This window comes from Brevundimonas staleyi, from assembly GCF_041893865.1.
Taxonomy (GTDB): Bacteria; Pseudomonadota; Alphaproteobacteria; order Caulobacterales; family Caulobacteraceae; genus Brevundimonas; species Brevundimonas staleyi.
In genome coordinates this window covers 2693767-2712436 of the sequence record NZ_CP169082.1, presented here as the reverse complement: position 1 = coordinate 2712436, position 18670 = coordinate 2693767, and the positions used below count along the sequence as shown (strand labels likewise).

Sequence of the window (18670 nt, the reverse complement as noted above, 5' to 3'; positions counted from 1 at the left end):
TTGATATCAACATAAATCGTCAATGAAGACGCCCGGGAGAGAAGCCATGAACCGTGTCACCGCCTTCAAATGGGTCCCGTCCTTCGCGCAAGGGTCGGTGCGCGACATCCGCGTCCGCTGGGCGCTGGAGGAGGCGGGCATCCCCTACGGCGACCATCTGATCGGGTTCGAGGATCAGGCGACGGCCGAATACCGCGCGCTCCAGCCCTTCGGCCAGGTGCCCGTCTATCGCGACGGGACGGTCCAGATGTTCGAGAGCGGGGCCATCGTCCTCTACATCGCCCAGTCGTCCGACGCCCTGATGCCCGCCGATCCGGCCGGGCGGGCCATGGTCATGACCTGGCTGTTCGCGGCCTCCAACAGCGTCGAGCCCTTCGTCGCCCAACTGGCCGGTATCGACCTGTTCCACGCCTCGGAGGACTGGGCGAAGGAGCGCCGACCCCAGGTCGAGGAGATGCTGCGGAAACGCCTGGCGGATCTTCAGACCGCGCTGGGCGACGCCGACTTCTTCGCCAATGGCGCCTTCAGCGCCGCCGACATCTTGATGACCCACGTCCTGCGCGACCTGCGCCACACGACCATCGTCGCCGACTATCCGAAGTTGGCCGCCTATCTGGCCCGGTGCGAGGCGCGCCCGGCCTTCCAGCGCGCCCTGGCCGACCAGCTCGCGCCGTTCAAGGAGGCCGAAGCCCGCCAGCCGGAGCTGGCGGGGAACTGACCTATTCGGCCGCGTCGGCCTTCTTCTTCGGCGCGGCCTTCTTCGCGGCAGGCTTCTTGGCGGCGGGCTTCTTCGCCGCCGGTTTCTTGGCCGCGGCGGCCTTCGGAGCAGCCGCCTTCTTCGCCGGGGCCTTCTTGCCCTTGGACGGGGCGGCGGCGGCGCGGGCGGCCAGCAACGGCACGGCTACGTCCATCGTCATGTCCTCGGGCGCCGTGCCCTTCGGAATCGTCGCGTTGATCTTGCCGGACTTCACATAGGGTCCGAACCGGCCGGACATGACGTGGACCGGCTCGCCCGTCTCCGGATGGGCGCCCAGGTCCTTCAGCGGGGCCACGGCCGCGCCGCGTCCCCGGAACCCGCCGGCCCGTTTCTCGGCCAGCAGGACCACGGCGCGGTTCAGCCCGATCTCGAAGACCTCGTCGATGTCGGCGACATTGGCGTATGTCCCGGCGTGCAGGATGAAAGGACCATAACGACCCAGACCGGCCGTGATGATCTTCCCGTCCTCGGGATGCTCGCCCACCTCGCGCGGCAGACCCAGCAGCTTCAGGGCCTGTTCCAGCGTCAGGGACGCCGGGCTCCAGCCCTTGGGCAGGGAGGACCGTTTCGGCTTCTCCTCGCCCGGCGGCGTGGTTTCGACATAGGGACCGAAGCGGCCGATCTTCAGCTGGACCGGCTGGCCCGTCGCCGGGTCGACGCCCAGCTCACGGTCGCCACCGTCCGCCCCGCCGCCCTCGGCGTCGGGCGCCGCCACCGGCCGCGTGTATTTGCAGTCGGGATAGCGCGAGCAGCCGACGAAGGCGCCGAACCGGCTGGTCTTCAGGCTCAGCTGGCCCTGATGGCACAGGGGGCATTCGCGCGGATCCGACCCGTCTTCCTTCATCGGGAAGATGTGCGGCCCCAGGCTCTCGTTCAGGGCGTCCAGGATGGCCGTGGTGCGAAGCTCTCCGGCCGCCTGGGTGGCGACATGGAAGTCGGTCCAGAACTCGCGAAGCAGGACCTTCCAATTCAGATCGCCCGCCGAAACCTCGTCCAGCCGGGTCTCCAGCGCCGCGGTGAAATCGTACTCGACCCACTTGCGGAAGAACTGCTCCAGGAAGGCCGTGACCAGCCGTCCCTTGTCCTCGGGATAGAAGCGGTTCTTCTCCATCCGCACGTATTCGCGATCGCGCAGCGTCGTCAGGATGGAGGCGTAGGTCGAGGGCCGGCCGATGCCGAGCTCTTCCAGCTTCTTGACCAGGGTGGCTTCCGAGAAGCGCGGCGGCGGCTCGGTGAAATGCTGGTCCGTGCGAACCGCCTCGACCTTGGCCTTGGCGCCTTCCTTCAGCGTCGGCAGGCGGGTCGAGTCGTCGTCCTCGTCGGTCTCGGCCCCCTTCTGCTTCTCGTCGCGGCCTTCCTCATAGACGGCCAGGAAGCCGTCGAAGGTCACGACCTGACCCGTCGCCCGCAGGCCCGTCTGGCCATCCGAGGTCTCGACCTCGACCGTGGTCCGGTCCAGACGCGCGGCCTCCATCTGCGAGGCGACCATCCGCTTCCAGATGAGCTCGTACAGTCGCTGCAGATCGCTCTCCAGACGCAGGCTATCGGGATGGCGGGCGATGTTGGTCGGACGGATGGCCTCGTGCGCTTCCTGGGCGTTCTTGGCCTTGGTCTTGTAGTGGCGTGGCTCGGCCGGAACGAAGGCGGGGCCGAACGTCTGCTCGATGGCCGAGCGGGCCTGGGCGATGCCTTCCGGCGTCACGAACAGGCCGTCGGTCCGCATATAGGTGATCAGGCCGCCGGTATCGTCCACGCCCTCGTACAGCTTCTGGGCCGCCCGCATGGTGCGCTGGGCGTCGAAGCCGAGCTTGCGGGCCGCCTCCTGTTGCAGGGTCGAGGTGGTGAAGGGCGGGGAGGGGAAGCGGCGGACCGGCTTCTTCTCGATCGACTTGACGGTGAAATCGCCGGCCTTGATCGCGTCGCGGGCGGCGAAGGCCATGGCCTCGGATCCGATGTCCAGACGCTGGACCCGTTTACCCTCATGCTTCACCAACCGCGTGGTGAAGGGCGGGCTGTCGGCGGCCAGATCGGCCTCGATCGACCAGTATTCCTGGGCCTTGAACCGCTCGATCTCCATCTCGCGGTCGACGACGATACGCAGGGCCACGGACTGCACCCGACCGGCGGAACGGGCGCCGGGGAGCTTGCGCCACAGCACCGGCGACAGGGTGAAGCCCACCAGATAGTCGAGCGCCCGGCGGGCCAGATAGGCCTCCACCAGCTCCATATCCAGATCGCGCGGGGCCGCCATGGCCTCCAGCACGGCGGCCTTGGTGATGGCGTTGAAGGTGACGCGCTGGACCTCGGTGTCCTTCAGCGCCTTCTTCTTGGTCAGGACGTCCAGAACGTGCCAACTGATCGCCTCTCCCTCGCGGTCGGGGTCGGTCGCCAGGATGACGCGGTCGGCCCGCTTGGCCGCCTCGGCGATCTCCGACAGGCGCTTGGACGCCTTGGCGTCGACCTCCCATTCCATGGAGAAATCGTCGTCCGGCTTCACCGACCCGTCCTTGGACGGCAGGTCGCGGACGTGCCCGTAGGACGCCAGAACCTCGAAGTCCGAGCCGAGGTATTTGTTGATGGTCTTGGCCTTCGCGGGGCTCTCGACGATGACGAGATTCATTACAGCTCAGTCTGGGAGGAGGGGGGTGGAACGTGGTTGGCGTTGCGGGCCCTGTCAATCAGGCGAAACTTCACAGGAAACTTTCTCGTTAAGGTTGCGAATACACCTAAAGTTGTATCCAATACCCGTCTGGGGGTAAGGAAAGACCATGGCGATGCAAAGTGCGACCGAAACGGCAGGGGCGACCTCGCTCCAGACGCCGAAGACCGAACCGGCGACCGAGTTCCCGGTGCGAGAGTATATCGGCGCGATGTCGCTGGAGCTGGCGCAGATGGCGCGGTGGGATGGCGACGAGGCTCTGGCCCGGCTGCTGGAAAGCGCCTCGACCCTGGCGGGCGAGCCTCTGGTGCGGACGCCGGTCACGAAACCGGCCGGGCCTCGCGCCGCCTAGAGAGAGGCAGACCCTCCGGGCAGCAGGGTCGCGCGACCGGACAGGCTGAGCTCAAGCAGGGCGGCGGCCACCTCGCCGATGGGGGCGTTCAGGGCGCGGGCGATCTCGTCGCGAGGCGTCGGCGTCGGGGACAGCAGGTCGGCGACCCGGTCGAGGAAGGCGGCGTCGATTTCGTCCGGTGCGTCGTTGAACGGATGGTCGGCGGGTGGCTCGGCGAGGGTGCGCAGGGTCTCGAAGGCGCGGCGAACGTCGTCGATGTCCTCGCAGAGAATGGCCCCCTGACGCAGCAGCTCGTTCGGCCCTTTGGAGCGCGGGTCAAGCGGCGACCCCGGCACGGCGAAGACGTCACGGCCCTGCTCGTTGGCGAGACGGGCAGTGATCAGGGAGCCGGACCGCAGTTCGGCCTCGACCACGATCACGCCGCGCGACAGGCCGGAGATGATGCGGTTGCGCCTCGGGAAGTCGCGGGCCTGGGCCCGAGCGCCGATGGGGCTTTCGGAGACGATGCAGCCCTGCTCGACGATCTGGTCGTAGAGGCCGGCGTTCTCGGACGGGTAGACGTCGTCCACCCCGCCGCCGAGGACGGCGATCGTGCCTGTCTCCAGCGATCCGGCATGGGCGGCGGCGTCGATCCCTCGGGCGAGGCCCGAAACCACGACGAAGCCGGCCTGACCGAGTTGGGTCGCAAGGCCTCGGGCGATCCGCTGGCCGCCCGCCGAGGCGATCCGGGCGCCGACCACGCCGACGGCTTCGCGGGAAAGCAGGCCGACATCGCCTCGGGTCCACAGAAGGGGCGGGGGCGGATCGACGGCGGCCAGCATCGGCGGATAGGCGGCGTCGCCGAGCACCACCAGGGTCGCGCCGACACGGTCTCCGGCGGCAAGTTCCTGTTCGATACGTTCGACGAGCGGCAGGGCGTAGCCATGGCCGCCGCCCTTGCGGACAAGATCGGGCAGGGCGTCCAGCGCCCGCTCGGCGCTACCGAACCGTTCCAGAAGCTGTCGGAAGGAAACCGGGCCGACCCGCTCGCAGCGTGCAAGACGCAGGCGGGCGAAACGCTCGGCTTCCGACAGGCTCACGTCTTGGCGGCGCCGATGCGGGGCTCGGCCCCCTTGAGCAGGCGGGCGATGTTCTCGTGATGCCGGATGTAGATCAGGACCGCCGTGACGATGGCCAGGATGAAGATCGGCTGGGCGGCGGGCAGGCCCAGGGCCGGGAGGGGCAGGAGGGCGTAGAGCGGGGCGGCGGCGGCAGCCACCAGGGCGGCCAGCGACGAATAGCGCAGGGCGAAGGCGACGATCAGCCAGGTCGCCCCGGCCATCAGGCCCAGCGGCCAGCAGGCGGCGATCAAGAGGCCGAAGAAGGTCGCGACCCCCTTGCCGCCCTTGAAGCCCAGCCAGACGGGGAACAGGTGGCCGAGGAAGGCCGCGCCGCCCGCGATGGCGCCGGCCAGTTCGGAGCCAAGGAAATGGCGGGCGATCAGCAGGGCGGCGGCGCCCTTGCCGGCGTCCAGCAGCAGGGTGGCGAGGGCCAGGTCCTTGCGGCCGGTGCGCAGGACGTTGGTCGCGCCGATGTTGCCGGAGCCGATCTTGCGGACGTCGCCGGCGCCGGCGGCGCGGGTGATTAGGACGCCGAACGGGATGGAGCCCAGCAGATAGCCGCCGACGGCCACGGCCGCGAGCGTTCCCATTGCTGGTCCGACCAGATCCTGCACCCGATTCTCTCCCGTTGTTCGTTGATGCCGAACATGCGTCGGCCAGGGCGGCGCGACAAGGGTTCGGCCCGCCTGTCTTACGCCTGTCGATTGGCGGCGCTATGAGGGCTGTTCCTTAGTTCAGGCCTCGCCCATGTCCCGTTTCGTCGTTCCCGCCCTGTTGACCGGCCTTCTGGCCTCGGCCTGCGCCGCCACGCCGATGCGGGAGTCGGCCGAGGGTCCAGCCATGGCCGCCTATTTCGACTGCGTACGGACGGGCGGCGGCGTGGCGATCTCCGCCCACCGGGCCCAGTCGGCGGACGATCAGGCGGAGAACTCCATCGGCGCCATCGAGGCGACGGGGCGGGCCATTCCCGGCGCCATCCTGGAGATCGACGCCGTCCTGACGCGCGACGGCAAGCTGGTCCTGATGCACGACGAGACGCTGGAACGGACCTCGACCGGCCGGGGCAAGGTGTCCGACTTGACCTTCGCCGAGGTGCGGGCCGCGAGACTTGAGGCCACCAACGGCACGGTGACCGACGAGCCGCCGCCGACCCTGCGCGAGGCGCTGGACGCCGCCGGGCGGGTCGGGGCCATCGCCAGCATCGACCTGAAGCCCGCCGACGAGGCCGCGACTATCACCCTGGCGCGGGCCGTGATCGCCGAGGTGCGGCAGGCAGGAGCGCAAGACCGGGTCATCCTGATCACCTATTCGCCGGAAACGGCGCGGGCGGTGGCGGCCCTGGCGCCGGAAATGATGATCTCCGCCGGGCTGAACGACGTCGCCGGTCTGGAGGGGCTGAACCCGGCCCAGATCCTGGCCTGGACCGGGACGCGTGAGCCCCGGCCGGCGCTGTGGCGGACGCTGGCCGAGCGGGGTGTCGAAAGCCAGTTCGGGACCCTGGGAGCGCCGGGTCGTCGGCTGGACGATCAGTACGCCGCCGACGGAAATCCGTCCGAGTACCGTGAATTGTTCGACCAGGGCGCGGTGGTGATCGCCACCGACACGCCTCTGGTGGTGAAGTCGGTGCTGGCGGCCCAGGTGGCGGCGGCCGAGCGCTGCGAACGGTGACCTCAGGGCGCGTCGTTTCCTAAACGGCCCGTTCAGCGACAGTTCATGTCGAGAAGCAGAGGCTGTTCCTCAAGGTCGGGAAAGGCGCGTTGACCCGCGCAAACCCCTTCGAAGGAGCAGTGCAATGAAAAAGACCAATCTGTTCGTCATCGGCGCCGTGACCCTGGCCACGCTCGCCGCCCCGATGGCCGCCTCGGCCCAGTCGTGGCGTCATGGCGGCGACCGGGACCGTGACGGCCGCTACGAGCGCTGGGAACGCCGGGACGACCGCCGGGACGATCGCCGTTGGGAGCGTCGCGAACGCGAGCGCTACAATGACTACCGTCGTCACCAGCGTCAGGAAGCCCGCGAGTATCGTCGCTGGTCGCGCGGTCAGGCCATTCCGTACAACTATCGGAACTCCTGGTACGTCCGCGATTACGGCCGTTATGGCTATGCGCCTCCGCCGCGCGGCTACGGCTACTACCGCACCGATACTGGCGACGTGGTGCTGGCGGCCCTGGCGACGGGCGTGATCATTTCGCTGCTGTCGAACTAGATCAGCAGCGTGGCGTCGAGAGGCCCGTCCGGAGCGATCCGGGCGGGCCTTTTGCTGTTTGCGAATGATCCGCAATTCGCTAGAGCGGGCCGAACTTTCGGAGGCTGAGGCGATGGCGGGACGGATCTGGGCGACGGCGGCGATGCTGGCCGTGATGGCGACGGCGGGGGCGGCCTCGGCGGATTCCCCGTATCTGCGGCCCAACGTCTATGACGCCACCAACATGGACCGGGTGACGGTCGAGGCGGGCTTCACCGACGACATCTTCGCCGGACGCGTGGCGATGCGGTCGGACCACTGGAACGTCTTCGGGCCGGGCGGCGAGGTCGCCATTTCGGACGTCACCTATCTGAACCAGATCGCGGTCTTCGAAGTGATGACCCCGGCGGACGGGACCTATCGGATCTCGTCGGGACGTCGCGAAGGCCGGATCGGCAAGATGTATCGCTCGGCGAGCCAGGGTTGGCGCTTCGTCGGCGAAGAGGCCGGGGTGACGGTGCCGGAGGCCGATCAGGTCGAGACCCAGTCGATCACCGTGGCCGACGTCTATGTGACGCGGGGCGAGGGGCGCGAAATCCCGGCGGCGCGGGGCGTGGGGGTGGAGGTCATCCCGGTGACCCACCCGGCGGAGATCGTCGAGGGCGAGGACGCGGTGTTCCAGCTGCTGATCGACGGACGGCCTGTGGCCGGCCAGGCCGTGACCGTCTTCCGCGAGGCCGGACGCTATGACGGCAAGCTGGTCGAGGCCGATCTGACGACGGGCGAGGACGGCCGGTTCACCGTGCGGCCCTCGGCGCCGGGGGCCTATCTGACCCTGATCCGTTATCGGGGCGAGGCGCCGGCGGGGGCGCGGACGCCGTATCAGAGCCAGTCCCACGCCCTGACCTTCGTCGCCGGGGCGCAGTAGCGGGCGCCGGCGCGTTTGGCACTGTTTCGGAATTTGGAGTGCCAAAGTGCCAAAGTGCCAAAGTGCCAACGTGCCACTCCGAAGACTTCAGCGCGGGGCCATGGAGCGTTTGGCCAACGCTGCTGATCGCGGGGTCGGCGGGCGGGCATGTCAAAGACCGGCCCTTCACATGGGGGCCGTCATGCCGAGTGCAAGACTTGTTGAGGAATTAATTCTTTTCCAGCGTCGCTGATGCGATCCCGCGTCTAGCGGGCGTGGATCCATCCCGTCACGGAATATCGGGGCGCCGTCGCGAGCCGGGACACGGCCGAGACGGCATGGACCTGGGGTACGGCGAAGACGTTCAGGGCGTTGAACCGCGGCACATACCCCTCGGCGACGTGGCCGTCGTCGTCCAGGAACATCAGGACGCCGCCCTGGTCCGCCCGCCAGTCGGGCGAGAGGTTCAGCACATAGGCGTAGAGCCGTTTCGCGTTCGGCAGTTCGTCGGCATGGGCGCTGGCGAAATGGCCTGACAGATAGCGGGTCGCCATGACATCGGCCCGGTCGATCCTCGCGTCGCCGGTCAGACGACGGAAGAAGTCGAGAAACGCAGGCGCGTTGACGAAGTCGTGGATCGCCCGCATCGGCGCCGAGACGGCGCCTCCCGCCTCCAGTTGCGAGGTGATGCGGATCTTGTCGAAGACGTATTTGACGCTGTCGGTACAGGAATCGACCAGGGAGTGCTCCAGCGCGATCCGGTCGGCCTCGGCCATGGCGTCCAGTTCCGCCATGGTGATGTCGACGTCCTGACCCGCCGCCAGATGGATGCACCGCACCCAGTCTTCCGCCTCGACGAGAGACTGGTGCAGTTCACGAGCCGAACGCGGCGTCAGGATCTCGGGCACATGCAGACGGCGATGGGCCGCGAACGCGCCGCGCCAGGCGTCGGGCCGCAGGGTGCCGTTCAGACGCAGGGTCGGCGCCTCGCCCGCACGCATCGCGCGTCAGAGCCCCAGCTTGGACTTCAGGATTTCGTTGACCGAGGCCGGGTTGGCCTTGCCGCCGGTGGCCTTCATGACCTGACCGACGAACCAGCCGAGCGCCTGGGGCTTCTCGGCGACGGCGGCGGCCTTGTCGGGGTTGGCGGCGATCAGTTCGTCGACGGCCTGCTCGATGGCGCCGGTGTCGTTGACCTGGACCAGACCGCGCGCCTCGACGACGGCGCGGGGCGAACCCTCGCCGTTCCAGACGTGGTCGAAGACCTCCTTGGCGATCTTGGACGAGATCACGCCCTCCTCGATCAGGGCGACCAGTTCGGCGACATGGGCGGCGGGCAGGGGGCTTTCGGAGAAGTCCTTGCCGGCGGCGGCCAGACGCGCCGACAGTTCGTTCGTCACCCAGTTGGACACCAGCTTGGCGTCACGCCGGCCAGTCCCCGCTCCTTGGGCGGCTTCTTCGAAATAATCGGCCTTGGCCTGTTCCGAGATCAGGACGATGGCGTCGTATTGCGACAGGCCGTAGTCGGCCATCAGGCGACGGCGCTTCTCGTCCGGCAGTTCGGGCAGGTTGGCCTTGATGTCGTCGATCCAGGCCTGTTCCAGCTCCAGCGGCAGCAGGTCGGGGTCGGGGAAGTAGCGATAGTCGTTCGCCTCTTCCTTGGAGCGCATCGAACGGGTCTCGCCGGCCGTGGGGTCGTACAGGCGGGTCTCCTGAACGATCTTACCGCCGTCCTCCAGGATCTCGATCTGGCGACGGGCCTCGTAGTTGATGGCCTGGGAGATGAAGCGGAACGAGTTGACGTTCTTGATCTCGCAACGGGTGCCGAGGTGGCTGAACGAACCCGTTTCCTTGAATTTGGCGTAGCCGCCCTCGCGGCAGACCGAGACGTTGACGTCGGCGCGCAGGTTGCCCTTCTCCATGTCGCCGTCGCAGGTGCCCAGGTAGATCAGGATGGTGCGGATCTTCTTGACGTAGGCGACCGCCTCTTCCGGCGAGCGGATGTCGGGGCGCGAGACAATCTCCATCAGGGCCGTGCCCGCGCGGTTCAGGTCGACGTAGCTTTCGGTCGGCGACAGGTCGTGGATCAGCTTGCCCGCGTCCTGTTCCAGGTGCAGCCGCTCGATGCCGACGTTGAAGAACTCGCCGTCCTCGCCCTCGACCTCGACCACGCCCTCGCCGACGATCGGGAAGTAGAGCTGGGAGATCTGATAGCCGGTCGGCAGGTCGGGATAGAAATAGTTCTTCCGGTCGAACTGGCTCTTGCGGTTGATCTGGGCCTTCAGGCCGAGACCCGTCTTCACCGCCTGTTCGACGCAGTGCTTGTTCAGCGTCGGCAGCATGCCGGGGAAGCCGGCGTCCACCAGCGACACCTGCTCGTTCGGTCCCGCGCCGAAGCCTACGGCCGCGCCGGAGAACAGCTTGGCCCTGGAGGCGACCTGGGCGTGGATTTCCAGGCCCATGACGATTTCCCAGGCGCCGGTGCGGCCCTGGATCAGTTTCGAGGAGGAGAGGGTGTCGGTCATCCGGCCTGTCTAGCGCCGCGTGCGCCGCAGCGAAAGTTCCTGTCTTGAGGCTGTCGCGATTTGCGGGTCATCTGCATTTCTCATTTTGGAGCCAGTTCATGATCAAGACCGTTCTCGCCGCCGTGGCCCTCTGCGCCGCCTCGACCGCCGCCGTCGCCCAGACCGCCCCGGCCCAGGACCATTCGGCCCACGCCGGCCACGAGGCCCATGCCGCCGCCCGCCCGACCATCGAGAGCTCGATCAAGGACCTGCTGGCCAACGCCGAGACGGCGGCGGTGATGGAGAAGCACCTGCCGGGCATCGCCCAGCATCCGGCCCTGCCGCAGTTCCAGGACATGACCCTGGCCCAGGTCGAGCCCTTCTCGGGCGGCGCCGTGACCCCGGCCATCATCGCCGCCATCGACACCGACCTGAAGGCCCTGCCGGCCCCGGCCGCCCACGCTCACTGAATGGGTTTCGCCGCCGACGAGCTGGCCGACAGGGTGCGCTCCGCGCTGCCCGGTCGGCTGGACGTCCGCGAGCAGCGGATGTTCGGCGGCCGCTGCTTCATGCTGAACGGCCACATGCTGGTCTGTCCGATGAAGGACGGCGGTCTTCTGGTTCGCGTCGGGCCGGAGGGGCTGGATGAGGCGATGGCCCAGCCGGGCGCCGGGCCGATGACCATGACGGGTCGCACGATGAAGGGCTTCGTCATCGTCTCAGGCGACGCGCTGGAGGACGACGAGGCGCTGGACGACTGGATCGGCCGGGCGCGGGCGTTCGTGGGAACGCTGGCGCCGAAGTAGGCGCATCTGTCCCTTCTCCCCTTGCGGGAGAAGGTGGCCGCGAAGCGGACGGATGAGGGGTACGAGGATGCACACGGGATGCATCCGGTGCTCACCCGGCCGGAGTGCGTTTCACCTCTCACCCGACGGCGCAAGGACGACGGCTATCGCCGCCGTGCGCCGTCTCCCTCTCCCGCAAGGGGAGAGGGTACAGCCTACCGCCGCCGCGCCGTGAACAGATCCCCCAACCGATCCGGCGTGCCCGCGATCCGCTCCAGGTGCGGGTACTTCAGCCCCTCGTGGTAGTCGAAGACGACTGTGCGGTAGTGGCTGTTGTCGCGGACGATCAGCTCGATCTTGGCGTCCGTGCCCTTTGCGGCGGTGATGGCGGCGCGCAGGTTCCCGGCCGAGGCGGCCTCGCCGTTGACGGCGATGATCTGCATGCCGACGGCCAGTTCCTGCTGGAAGGCCGGGCTGTTCCACAGGACGCTGCCGATGGTGTTGTCGCCGCCGGTCGTGATGCCCAGGGAATAGACGAAGTCGTTGCGGCCGAGGTTGCCGTAGAGCGTCTTCTGATAGTCGCTCATCGTGTCGGTGTAGACGAGGCGGTAGCCGCCGCGCGCCAGACCATCCAGCGGCGCGCCCGGCCCGTGGCCGTCCAGACGGGTGCGCAGGAACGCAGCCCAGTCGTATTCCATGACGCCGTTCAGGGTCTCGACCACGGTCTCGAACGAATACGGGTTCTCGTCATAGGCGCCGTCCTCGACGCCGAAGAAGGCGCGGGCGAAGTCGTCCAGCGACTTCCGGCCGCCGGTGCGCTCGCGGATCAGGGTGTCGGCGTCGAGCCAGATCAGCTGGCCCTCGACATAGTAGTCCTCGCTGCGCTGCCAGGAGCGCCAGCCGATGGGGCGGCGCTGGGTGATGATGGGGTCGTTGACCGTGTCCTGCATCGCGCGCCATTCGCGGCCCACGGTGTTGTCATAGGTCGCGGCGTCCATGGCGAGCGCATCCAGAGCCTGCTGGCGGCTGTGCAGGCCCGAGCGGGCCGCCAGCACCTTGCCCCAGAACTGGGTCTGGCCCTCGTAGACCCACAACAGCTCGTTCTGCAGCGGGACGTTGTAGTTGGCGACATCCTGACCGGCCGGGCGACGATATTTGCCGTCCCAGGAGTGGGTGTATTCGTGGCTCAGCAGGTCGCGGTCGCCGAGCTGGCTGTCCCACTCCGTGAAGAAGGCGGGATCGACGCTGTTCTCGGAAGAGCGGTGATGCTCCAGGCCGATGCCGCCCATGCGATCGGTCATGGCCATCAGGAAATCGTAGTGGTCGTAGTGGCGGGCGCCGAACAGGCGGTCGGCCTGTTGAACCATGGAGCGCAGGATGCCGATCTGGTCGTCGGTCGGGGCGATGTTGGAGGCCTCGTCGGCGACGATGTTCAGCATCACCGGCGAGCGACCGCCGGGGTCGAGGTCGATCTGGCGATAGTGTTCGCCGGCGAACATCGGGCTGTCGACCAGGACGTCCAGCGGGACGGGCTGGAAGGTCGTGGTGTTTCCGGTCGCGGCGCCGGTGGGTCGAAGGGCGGTGCCGTATTGCCAGCCTTCGGGCAGGGTGACGGAGGCCTGCATGGTGATGTTCCGGTGGAAGCGGCCCGCCGGGTAAAGCAGCATCTTCTCCCACTGGATGTTCAGCATCTCGGCCGTCATCGTGATGCGCCCTTGCGCGCCGGTCGTCGGCGACAGGTGCTGGAACTCGGCGACCAGTTCGGTGGCGCCGGCCGGGACCACGACGTGGAAGGCCCAGGGCTGCAGCGCGTCGCGCACCCATTCGACCCTCTGGCCGTTGGCGGTGAAGATCAGGCCGCCCAGCTGGTTGATCGGGCCGGTCGGGCCGTGCTCGCCCGGCAGCCACTGCGGAAAGAAGAGGGTGAGGGGGCCGGCGCCCTCGACCGGGATCGTCTCGCGGACGCGATAGATGCGGCGGTTCAGGTCGGTGGCGTCGACATCCAGATGCACGACGCCGGGCCAGGCGCGGTCGATGGCGGCGGGAATGGTCTGGGGCGTCGGGGGTGTCTGGGCGTGCGCCGGAGCCGAGGCGAGGAGGAGGGCCGCGAGGGCGGCGGAGACGGCGAGACGCTTCATGTTGGACACCCAGGGGACGTGAGGCGCGCAGATCGCGCCGGGGTGCGACATGTTGTCAAGTCCGGCCGGTTTCCTTCTCCCCTTGCGGGAGAAGGTGGCGGGCGAAGCCCGACGGATGAGGGGTACGAGGACACGGATCGGGTGGGTCGGGCAGACAGCCCACCGGAGAGGGCGAGCGTCACCCCTCACCCGACCGCACAAGGACGACGGCTGCGCCGCCGTGTGCGGGCTCCCTCTCCCGCAGGGGGAGAGGGATGGGATGTTACTTCACTTCCAGCAGTTCGACCTTGAACAGCAGGGTCGAGTTCGGCGGGAGTTCGTCGCCGCCGACCCAGCGGGCGCCGTAGCCCAGCTCGGCGGGGATGGCGAAATAGAAGGTCTCGCCGACGTGCATCAGGGCGACGCCTTCGGTCCACCCTTTGATGACGCGGTTCAGGGGGAACTCGGCCGGTTCGCCCCGGTCGTAGGAGCTGTCGAACTTGCGGCCGTCGATGAAGGCGCCTTCGTAGTGGACGCGGACGGTGTCGGTCTCGGTCGGCTGGCGGCCTTCCGGATGGGCGCGGCCTTCGCGGCGGTACTGCAGGCCCGAGGCGGTGGTGGTCCAGCCGCGACGGGCGCCGTTCCAGGCGAGGTAGGCGGCCTGGCCGGCGGCGTACTCTTCCGGCGTGGAGTGGGCGGCCGTCGCGACGACGGGCGCCGGTTCCGGGGCGGTGGCGCAGGCGGCGAGGGCCAGGGCCGACAGGGATGCGGCGACGAAGATGGGGATGATTTTCATGCCCGGACGCTAGCAGCGAAGATTGCGCTTGCGAAGCCGGCGAAAATCGGCGTGGCGGCCTTTATTTCGTCGGGAAAGCGAGTATATGTGCCGCCTCCGCAACAGCTCACATGAGTCTGCGCGAAAGCGCCGAGGCCCGGTCCGTCGCCCTCCGACCGAGCGAAGGCGTGGCTCCTTCCCCAGGGAGCTTCTCAGATTTCAGGCCTCCTGAACGTTCCGACGTTCGAGGGTGGAGGCCGAAACCGATTGTCACGGCACGCCGCTCGCGTCGCCGTGGCTGCTGCATTTCACGCGCGTTCCCCCGACGCGCGCTATGGGAAAACAGAATGACTGACGTCCTGAACGGTCTCGCCATCAACGGTCAGATCGCTTCCGCCACGACCTTCACCGGCAAGAAGCGCATCCGCAAGAGCTTCGGCCGCATCCCCGAAGCCGTGGAAATGCCGAACCTGATCGAGGTTCAGCGCGCTTCCTACGAACAGTTCCTGCAGCGCGAGGTCCGTCCGGGCCAGCGCAAGGACCAGGGCATCGAGGCGGTCTTCAAGTCGGTCTTCCCGATCAAGGACTTCAACGAACGCGCCGTCCTGGAATACGTGTCCTACGAGTTCGAGGACCCGAAGTACGACGTCGAGGAGTGCATCCAGCGCGACATGACCTTCGCCGCGCCGCTGAAGGTCAAGCTGCGCCTGATCGTGTTCGAGGCGGACGAAGAGACGGGCGCGCGCTCGGTCAAGGACATCAAGGAGCAGGACGTCTACATGGGGGACATCCCCCTGATGACGGACAAGGGGACCTTCATCGTCAACGGCACCGAGCGGGTGATCGTTTCGCAGATGCACCGCTCGCCGGGCGTCTTCTTCGACCATGACAAGGGCAAGACCCACTCGTCGGGCAAGCTGCTGTTCGCCGCCCGCGTGATCCCGTACCGCGGCTCGTGGCTGGACTTCGAATTCGACGCCAAGGACGTGGTGTTCGTGCGTATCGACCGTCGCCGCAAGCTGCCGGCGACCACCTTCCTCTATGCCCTGGGCATGGACGGCGAGGAGATCCTGCGCACCTTCTACGAGACCGTTCCATATGAGAAGCGCGGCGAAGGCTGGGTCACGCCCTACAAGCCGGAACGCTGGCGCGGGGTTAAGCCGGAGTTCGACCTGATCGACGCCGACACCGGCGAAGTCGTCGCCTCGGCCGGTCAGAAGATCTCGGCCCGCGCCGCCAAGAAGCTGGGCGACACGACCAAGTCGCTGTCGCTGGCCGCCGACGCCCTGGTGACCCGTTACCTGGCCGCCGACGCCGTCAACTACGAGACCGGCGAGATCTACGCCGAGGCCGGCGACGAGCTGGACGTGCCGACGATCGAACTGCTGGAGTCCAAGGGCTTCACCACCATCGACGTCCTGGACATCGACCACGTCACGGTCGGCGCCTACATGCGCAACACCTTGCGCGTGGACAAGAACACCGGCCGCGAGGACGCCCTGTTCGACGTCTATCGCGTGATGCGTCCGGGCGAGCCGCCGACCCCGGAAGCCGCCGAGGCCATGTTCAACTCGCTGTTCTTCGACTCGGAGCGCTACGACCTGTCGGCCGTGGGCCGGGTCAAGATGAACATGCGTCTGGAAACCCCCGAGGTTTCGGACGAAATCCGCGTCCTGCAGAAGGACGACGTCCTGAAGGTCCTGCAGATCCTCGTCGGGCTGAAGGACGGCCGCGGCGAGATCGACGACATCGACAACCTGGGCAACCGCCGGGTCCGTTCGGTCGGTGAGCTGCTGGAAAACCAGTACCGCGTGGGCCTGCTGCGCATGGAGCGCGCGATTAAGGAGCGCATGTCGTCGGTCGATATCGACACGGTGATGCCGCACGACCTGATCAACGCCAAGCCGGCCGCCGCCTCGGTGCGCGAGTTCTTCGGCTCGTCGCAGCTGTCGCAGTTCATGGACCAAACGAACCCGCTGTCGGAAATCACCCACAAGCGTCGTCTGTCGGCGCTTGGCCCGGGCGGTCTGACGCGTGAGCGCGCCGGCTTCGAAGTCCGCGACGTTCACCCGACCCACTACGGCCGGATCTGCCCGATCGAAACGCCGGAAGGCCCGAACATCGGCCTGATCAACTCGCTGGCCACCCACGCCCGCGTGAACAAGTACGGCTTCATCGAGAGCCCGTACCGTCGCGTGAAGGACGGCAAGGCCCAGGGCGAGGTGGTCTACATCTCGGCCATGGAGGAGTCGAAATACACGATCGCCCAGGCGAACATCTCGCTGAACGAGGGCGAGATCGTCGACGACCTGGTTCCGGGCCGGATCAACGGTGAATCCCAGCTGCTGACCAAGGAAACGGTCGACATGATGGACGTGTCGCCGAAGCAGGTCGTTTCGGTCGCCGCCGCCCTGATCCCGTTCCTGGAAAACGACGACGCCAACCGCGCACTGATGGGCGCGAACATGCAGCGTCAGGCCGTGCCGCTGGTCCAGTCGGACGCGCCGCTGGTCGGCACCGGCATGGAAGCCGTGGTTGCCCGTGACTCGGGCGCCGTGGTCGTGGCCCGCCGCGACGGCGTGGTCGAACAGATCGACGGCACCCGTATCGTGGTTCGCGCCACGAACGAGCAGGACGCCGGCCGTTCGGGCGTCGACATCTACCGCCTGTCGAAGTTCCAGCGTTCCAACCAGTCGACCTGCATCAACCAGCGCCCGATCGTGCGCGTGGGCGATGAGGTGAAGGCCGGCGACGTGATCGCCGACGGCCCGTCGACGGACCTGGGCGAACTGGCCCTGGGCCGGAACGCGCTCGTCGCCTTCATGCCGTGGAACGGCTACAACTTCGAGGACTCCATCCTGATTTCGGAGCGCATCGTGCGCGACGACGTCTTCACCTCCATCCACCTCGAGGAATTCGAAGTGATGGCGCGTGATACGAAGCTCGGGCCGGAAGAAATCACCCGCGACATCCCGAACGTCGGCGAGGAAGCCCTGCGCAACCTCGACGAGGCCGGCATCGTGGCCATCGGCGCCGAGGTCCAGCCGGGCGACATCCTGGTCGGCAAGGTGACGCCGAAGGGCGAAAGCCCGATGACCCCGGAAGAGAAGCTGCTGCGCGCCATCTTCGGCGAGAAGGCTTCGGACGTCCGCGACACCTCCCTGCGCCTGCCGCCCGGCGTCGCCGGCACCATCGTCGACGTGCGCGTCTTCAACCGCCACGGCGTCGACAAGGACGAGCGCGCCATGTCGATCGAGCGCGACGAGATCGAGCGTCTGGGCAAGGACCGCGACGACGAGCTCGCGATCCTGGAGCGCAACGTCTACGGCCGTCTGCGTCCGCTGCTGACCGGCAAGAACGCCGTCTCGGGTCCGAAGGGCCTGGGTCGCGGTGAAGTCACCGAAGCCAAGCTGGGCGAACTGTCGCGCGGCCTGTGGTGGCAGATCGCCCTCGACGACGAGAAGGCCATGGGCGAGCTGGAGGCCATGAAGAAGGCCTTCGAGGACAATCGCAAGGCTCTGGACCGTCGCTTCGAAGACAAGGTCGAGAAGCTGCAACGCGGCGACGAACTGCCCCCGGGCGTCATGAAGATGGTCAAGGTCTTCGTGGCCGTGAAGCGCAAGCTTCAGCCGGGCGACAAGATGGCCGGCCGTCACGGCAACAAGGGCGTCATCTCCAAGATCCTGCCGATCGAGGATATGCCGCACCTGGAAGACGGGACCTCGGTCGACGTCGTTCTGAACCCGCTGGGCGTGCCGTCGCGCATGAACATCGGCCAGATCTTCGAAACCCACCTGGGTTGGGCTTCTGCGGGCCTGGGTCGCCAGATCCAGGGCATGCTGGAAGCCTGGCAGGGCGGCGGCCAGAAGCAGGCCCTGATCGATCACCTGCAGGACGTCTACGGCGCGGACACCCCGCTGCCGCAGGACGAGGAAGAGCTGATCGAGCTGGCCCAGAACCTGTCCAAGGGCGTTCCGTTCGCGACCCCGGTCTTCGACGGCGCGCACATCTCGGACATCGAGGACCTGCTGGAGAAGGCCGGTCTGGAGCGTTCGGGTCAGTCGATCGTCTACGACGGTCAGACCGGCGAGCAGTTCAAGCGTCCGGTCACGGTCGGCTACATCTACATGCTGAAGCTGCACCACCTGGTCGACGACAAGATCCACGCCCGCTCCATCGGCCCGTACTCGCTGGTCACCCAGCAGCCGCTGGGCGGCAAGGCGCAGTTCGGCGGTCAGCGCTTCGGGGAAATGGAGGTCTGGGCTCTGGAAGCCTACGGCGCCGCCTACACCCTGCAGGAAATGCTGACGGTGAAGTCCGACGACGTGGCCGGCCGGACCAAGGTCTACGAGGCCATCGTCCGCGGCGACGACAGCTTCGAGGCCGGCATTCCCGAGAGCTTCAACGTTCTCATCAAGGAAATGCGTTCGCTGGGTCTGAACGTGGAGCTGGAGAACTCGTGAGGGAGTAGGGCTTAGGGCTTAGGGATCAGGAAGTGTCGGCGCGCGTCGATCATCCGAACTCCGAAG

Annotated in this window: 15 protein-coding genes; 8 read left to right on the top strand and 7 right to left on the bottom strand. The window is 67.5% G+C overall.

What is annotated here, in order from left to right; genetic code table 11:
* Positions 1-46 precede the first annotated feature (46 nt).
* The gene (locus ACETK8_RS13850) at positions 47-718 is read left to right on the top strand and encodes a glutathione S-transferase family protein (RefSeq protein ID WP_374036422.1); all 672 of its coding nucleotides are present in this window, start codon (positions 47-49) and stop codon (positions 716-718) included.
* Position 719: 1 nt separating this feature from the next.
* Here ACETK8_RS13850 and topA read toward each other — a convergent pair whose 3' ends face one another.
* Positions 720-3377, bottom strand: coding sequence for a type I DNA topoisomerase (gene topA, locus ACETK8_RS13845; protein WP_374036421.1), 2658 nt, complete (start codon positions 3375-3377; stop codon positions 720-722).
* A gap of 148 nt (positions 3378-3525) precedes the next feature.
* Between topA and ACETK8_RS13840 the strand changes: the two genes are divergently transcribed.
* On the top strand, positions 3526-3768 hold the full coding sequence (locus ACETK8_RS13840; RefSeq protein WP_374036420.1) for a hypothetical protein: 243 nt from the start codon (positions 3526-3528) through the stop codon (positions 3766-3768).
* On the opposite strand, the gene dprA is transcribed toward ACETK8_RS13840, so the two are convergent.
* Together dprA and plsY are read right to left on the bottom strand one after the other, a co-directional pair.
* Positions 3765-4847 (bottom strand): DNA-processing protein DprA, encoded by a 1083-nt coding sequence (gene dprA, locus ACETK8_RS13835; protein ID WP_374036419.1) that lies wholly within the window; start codon positions 4845-4847, stop codon positions 3765-3767. The two genes, ACETK8_RS13840 and dprA, sit on opposite strands and share 4 nt — an antisense overlap.
* On the bottom strand, positions 4844-5482 hold the full coding sequence (gene plsY / locus ACETK8_RS13830) for a glycerol-3-phosphate 1-O-acyltransferase PlsY (RefSeq protein ID WP_374036418.1): 639 nt from the start codon (positions 5480-5482) through the stop codon (positions 4844-4846). The genes dprA and plsY overlap by 4 nt, the downstream gene beginning before the upstream one ends.
* A 133-nt stretch (positions 5483-5615) precedes the next feature.
* Between plsY and ACETK8_RS13825 the strand changes: the two genes are divergently transcribed.
* From ACETK8_RS13825 to ACETK8_RS13815, 3 genes are all read left to right on the top strand, one after another.
* Positions 5616-6536, top strand: a complete 921-nt coding sequence (locus ACETK8_RS13825) for a glycerophosphodiester phosphodiesterase family protein (RefSeq protein WP_374036417.1) — start codon at positions 5616-5618, stop codon at positions 6534-6536.
* Positions 6537-6660: 124 nt separating this feature from the next.
* Positions 6661-7074, top strand: a complete 414-nt coding sequence (locus ACETK8_RS13820) for an RcnB family protein (protein ID WP_374036416.1) — start codon at positions 6661-6663, stop codon at positions 7072-7074.
* A gap of 112 nt (positions 7075-7186) precedes the next feature.
* Complete coding sequence (locus ACETK8_RS13815) at positions 7187-7981, top strand: DUF4198 domain-containing protein (RefSeq protein WP_374036415.1); 795 nt, start codon at positions 7187-7189, stop codon at positions 7979-7981.
* 245 nt (positions 7982-8226) lie between these two features.
* On the opposite strand, the gene ACETK8_RS13810 is transcribed toward ACETK8_RS13815, so the two are convergent.
* Both ACETK8_RS13810 and gatB read right to left on the bottom strand, forming a co-directional pair.
* Complete coding sequence (locus ACETK8_RS13810; protein WP_374036414.1) at positions 8227-8961, bottom strand: 2OG-Fe(II) oxygenase; 735 nt, start codon at positions 8959-8961, stop codon at positions 8227-8229.
* A 6-nt stretch (positions 8962-8967) separates the two neighbouring features.
* Entirely contained in the window at positions 8968-10485 is a 1518-nt protein-coding gene (gene gatB / locus ACETK8_RS13805; RefSeq protein WP_374036413.1) for an Asp-tRNA(Asn)/Glu-tRNA(Gln) amidotransferase subunit GatB, read from the bottom strand.
* Between the two features lie 98 nt (positions 10486-10583).
* Between gatB and ACETK8_RS13800 the strand changes: the two genes are divergently transcribed.
* Together ACETK8_RS13800 and ACETK8_RS13795 are read left to right on the top strand one after the other, a co-directional pair.
* Positions 10584-10934 carry a hypothetical protein gene (locus ACETK8_RS13800; protein WP_374036412.1) on the top strand — a complete coding sequence of 117 codons (351 nt, stop codon included), beginning with the start codon at positions 10584-10586 and terminating at the stop codon, positions 10932-10934.
* Positions 10935-11270, top strand: a complete 336-nt coding sequence (locus ACETK8_RS13795; protein ID WP_374036411.1) for a TfoX/Sxy family protein — start codon at positions 10935-10937, stop codon at positions 11268-11270.
* Between the two features lie 194 nt (positions 11271-11464).
* Here ACETK8_RS13795 and ACETK8_RS13790 read toward each other — a convergent pair whose 3' ends face one another.
* Both ACETK8_RS13790 and ACETK8_RS13785 read right to left on the bottom strand, forming a co-directional pair.
* The gene (locus ACETK8_RS13790; RefSeq protein ID WP_374036410.1) at positions 11465-13387 is read right to left on the bottom strand and encodes a M61 family metallopeptidase; all 1923 of its coding nucleotides are present in this window, start codon (positions 13385-13387) and stop codon (positions 11465-11467) included.
* A gap of 262 nt (positions 13388-13649) precedes the next feature.
* The gene (locus ACETK8_RS13785) at positions 13650-14162 is read right to left on the bottom strand and encodes an FKBP-type peptidyl-prolyl cis-trans isomerase (RefSeq protein ID WP_374036409.1); all 513 of its coding nucleotides are present in this window, start codon (positions 14160-14162) and stop codon (positions 13650-13652) included.
* A 326-nt stretch (positions 14163-14488) separates the two neighbouring features.
* On the opposite strand from ACETK8_RS13785, the gene rpoB reads away from it, so the two are divergent.
* Positions 14489-18604, top strand: coding sequence for a DNA-directed RNA polymerase subunit beta (gene rpoB / locus ACETK8_RS13780; protein ID WP_374036408.1), 4116 nt, complete (start codon positions 14489-14491; stop codon positions 18602-18604).
* Positions 18605-18670 lie beyond the last annotated feature (66 nt).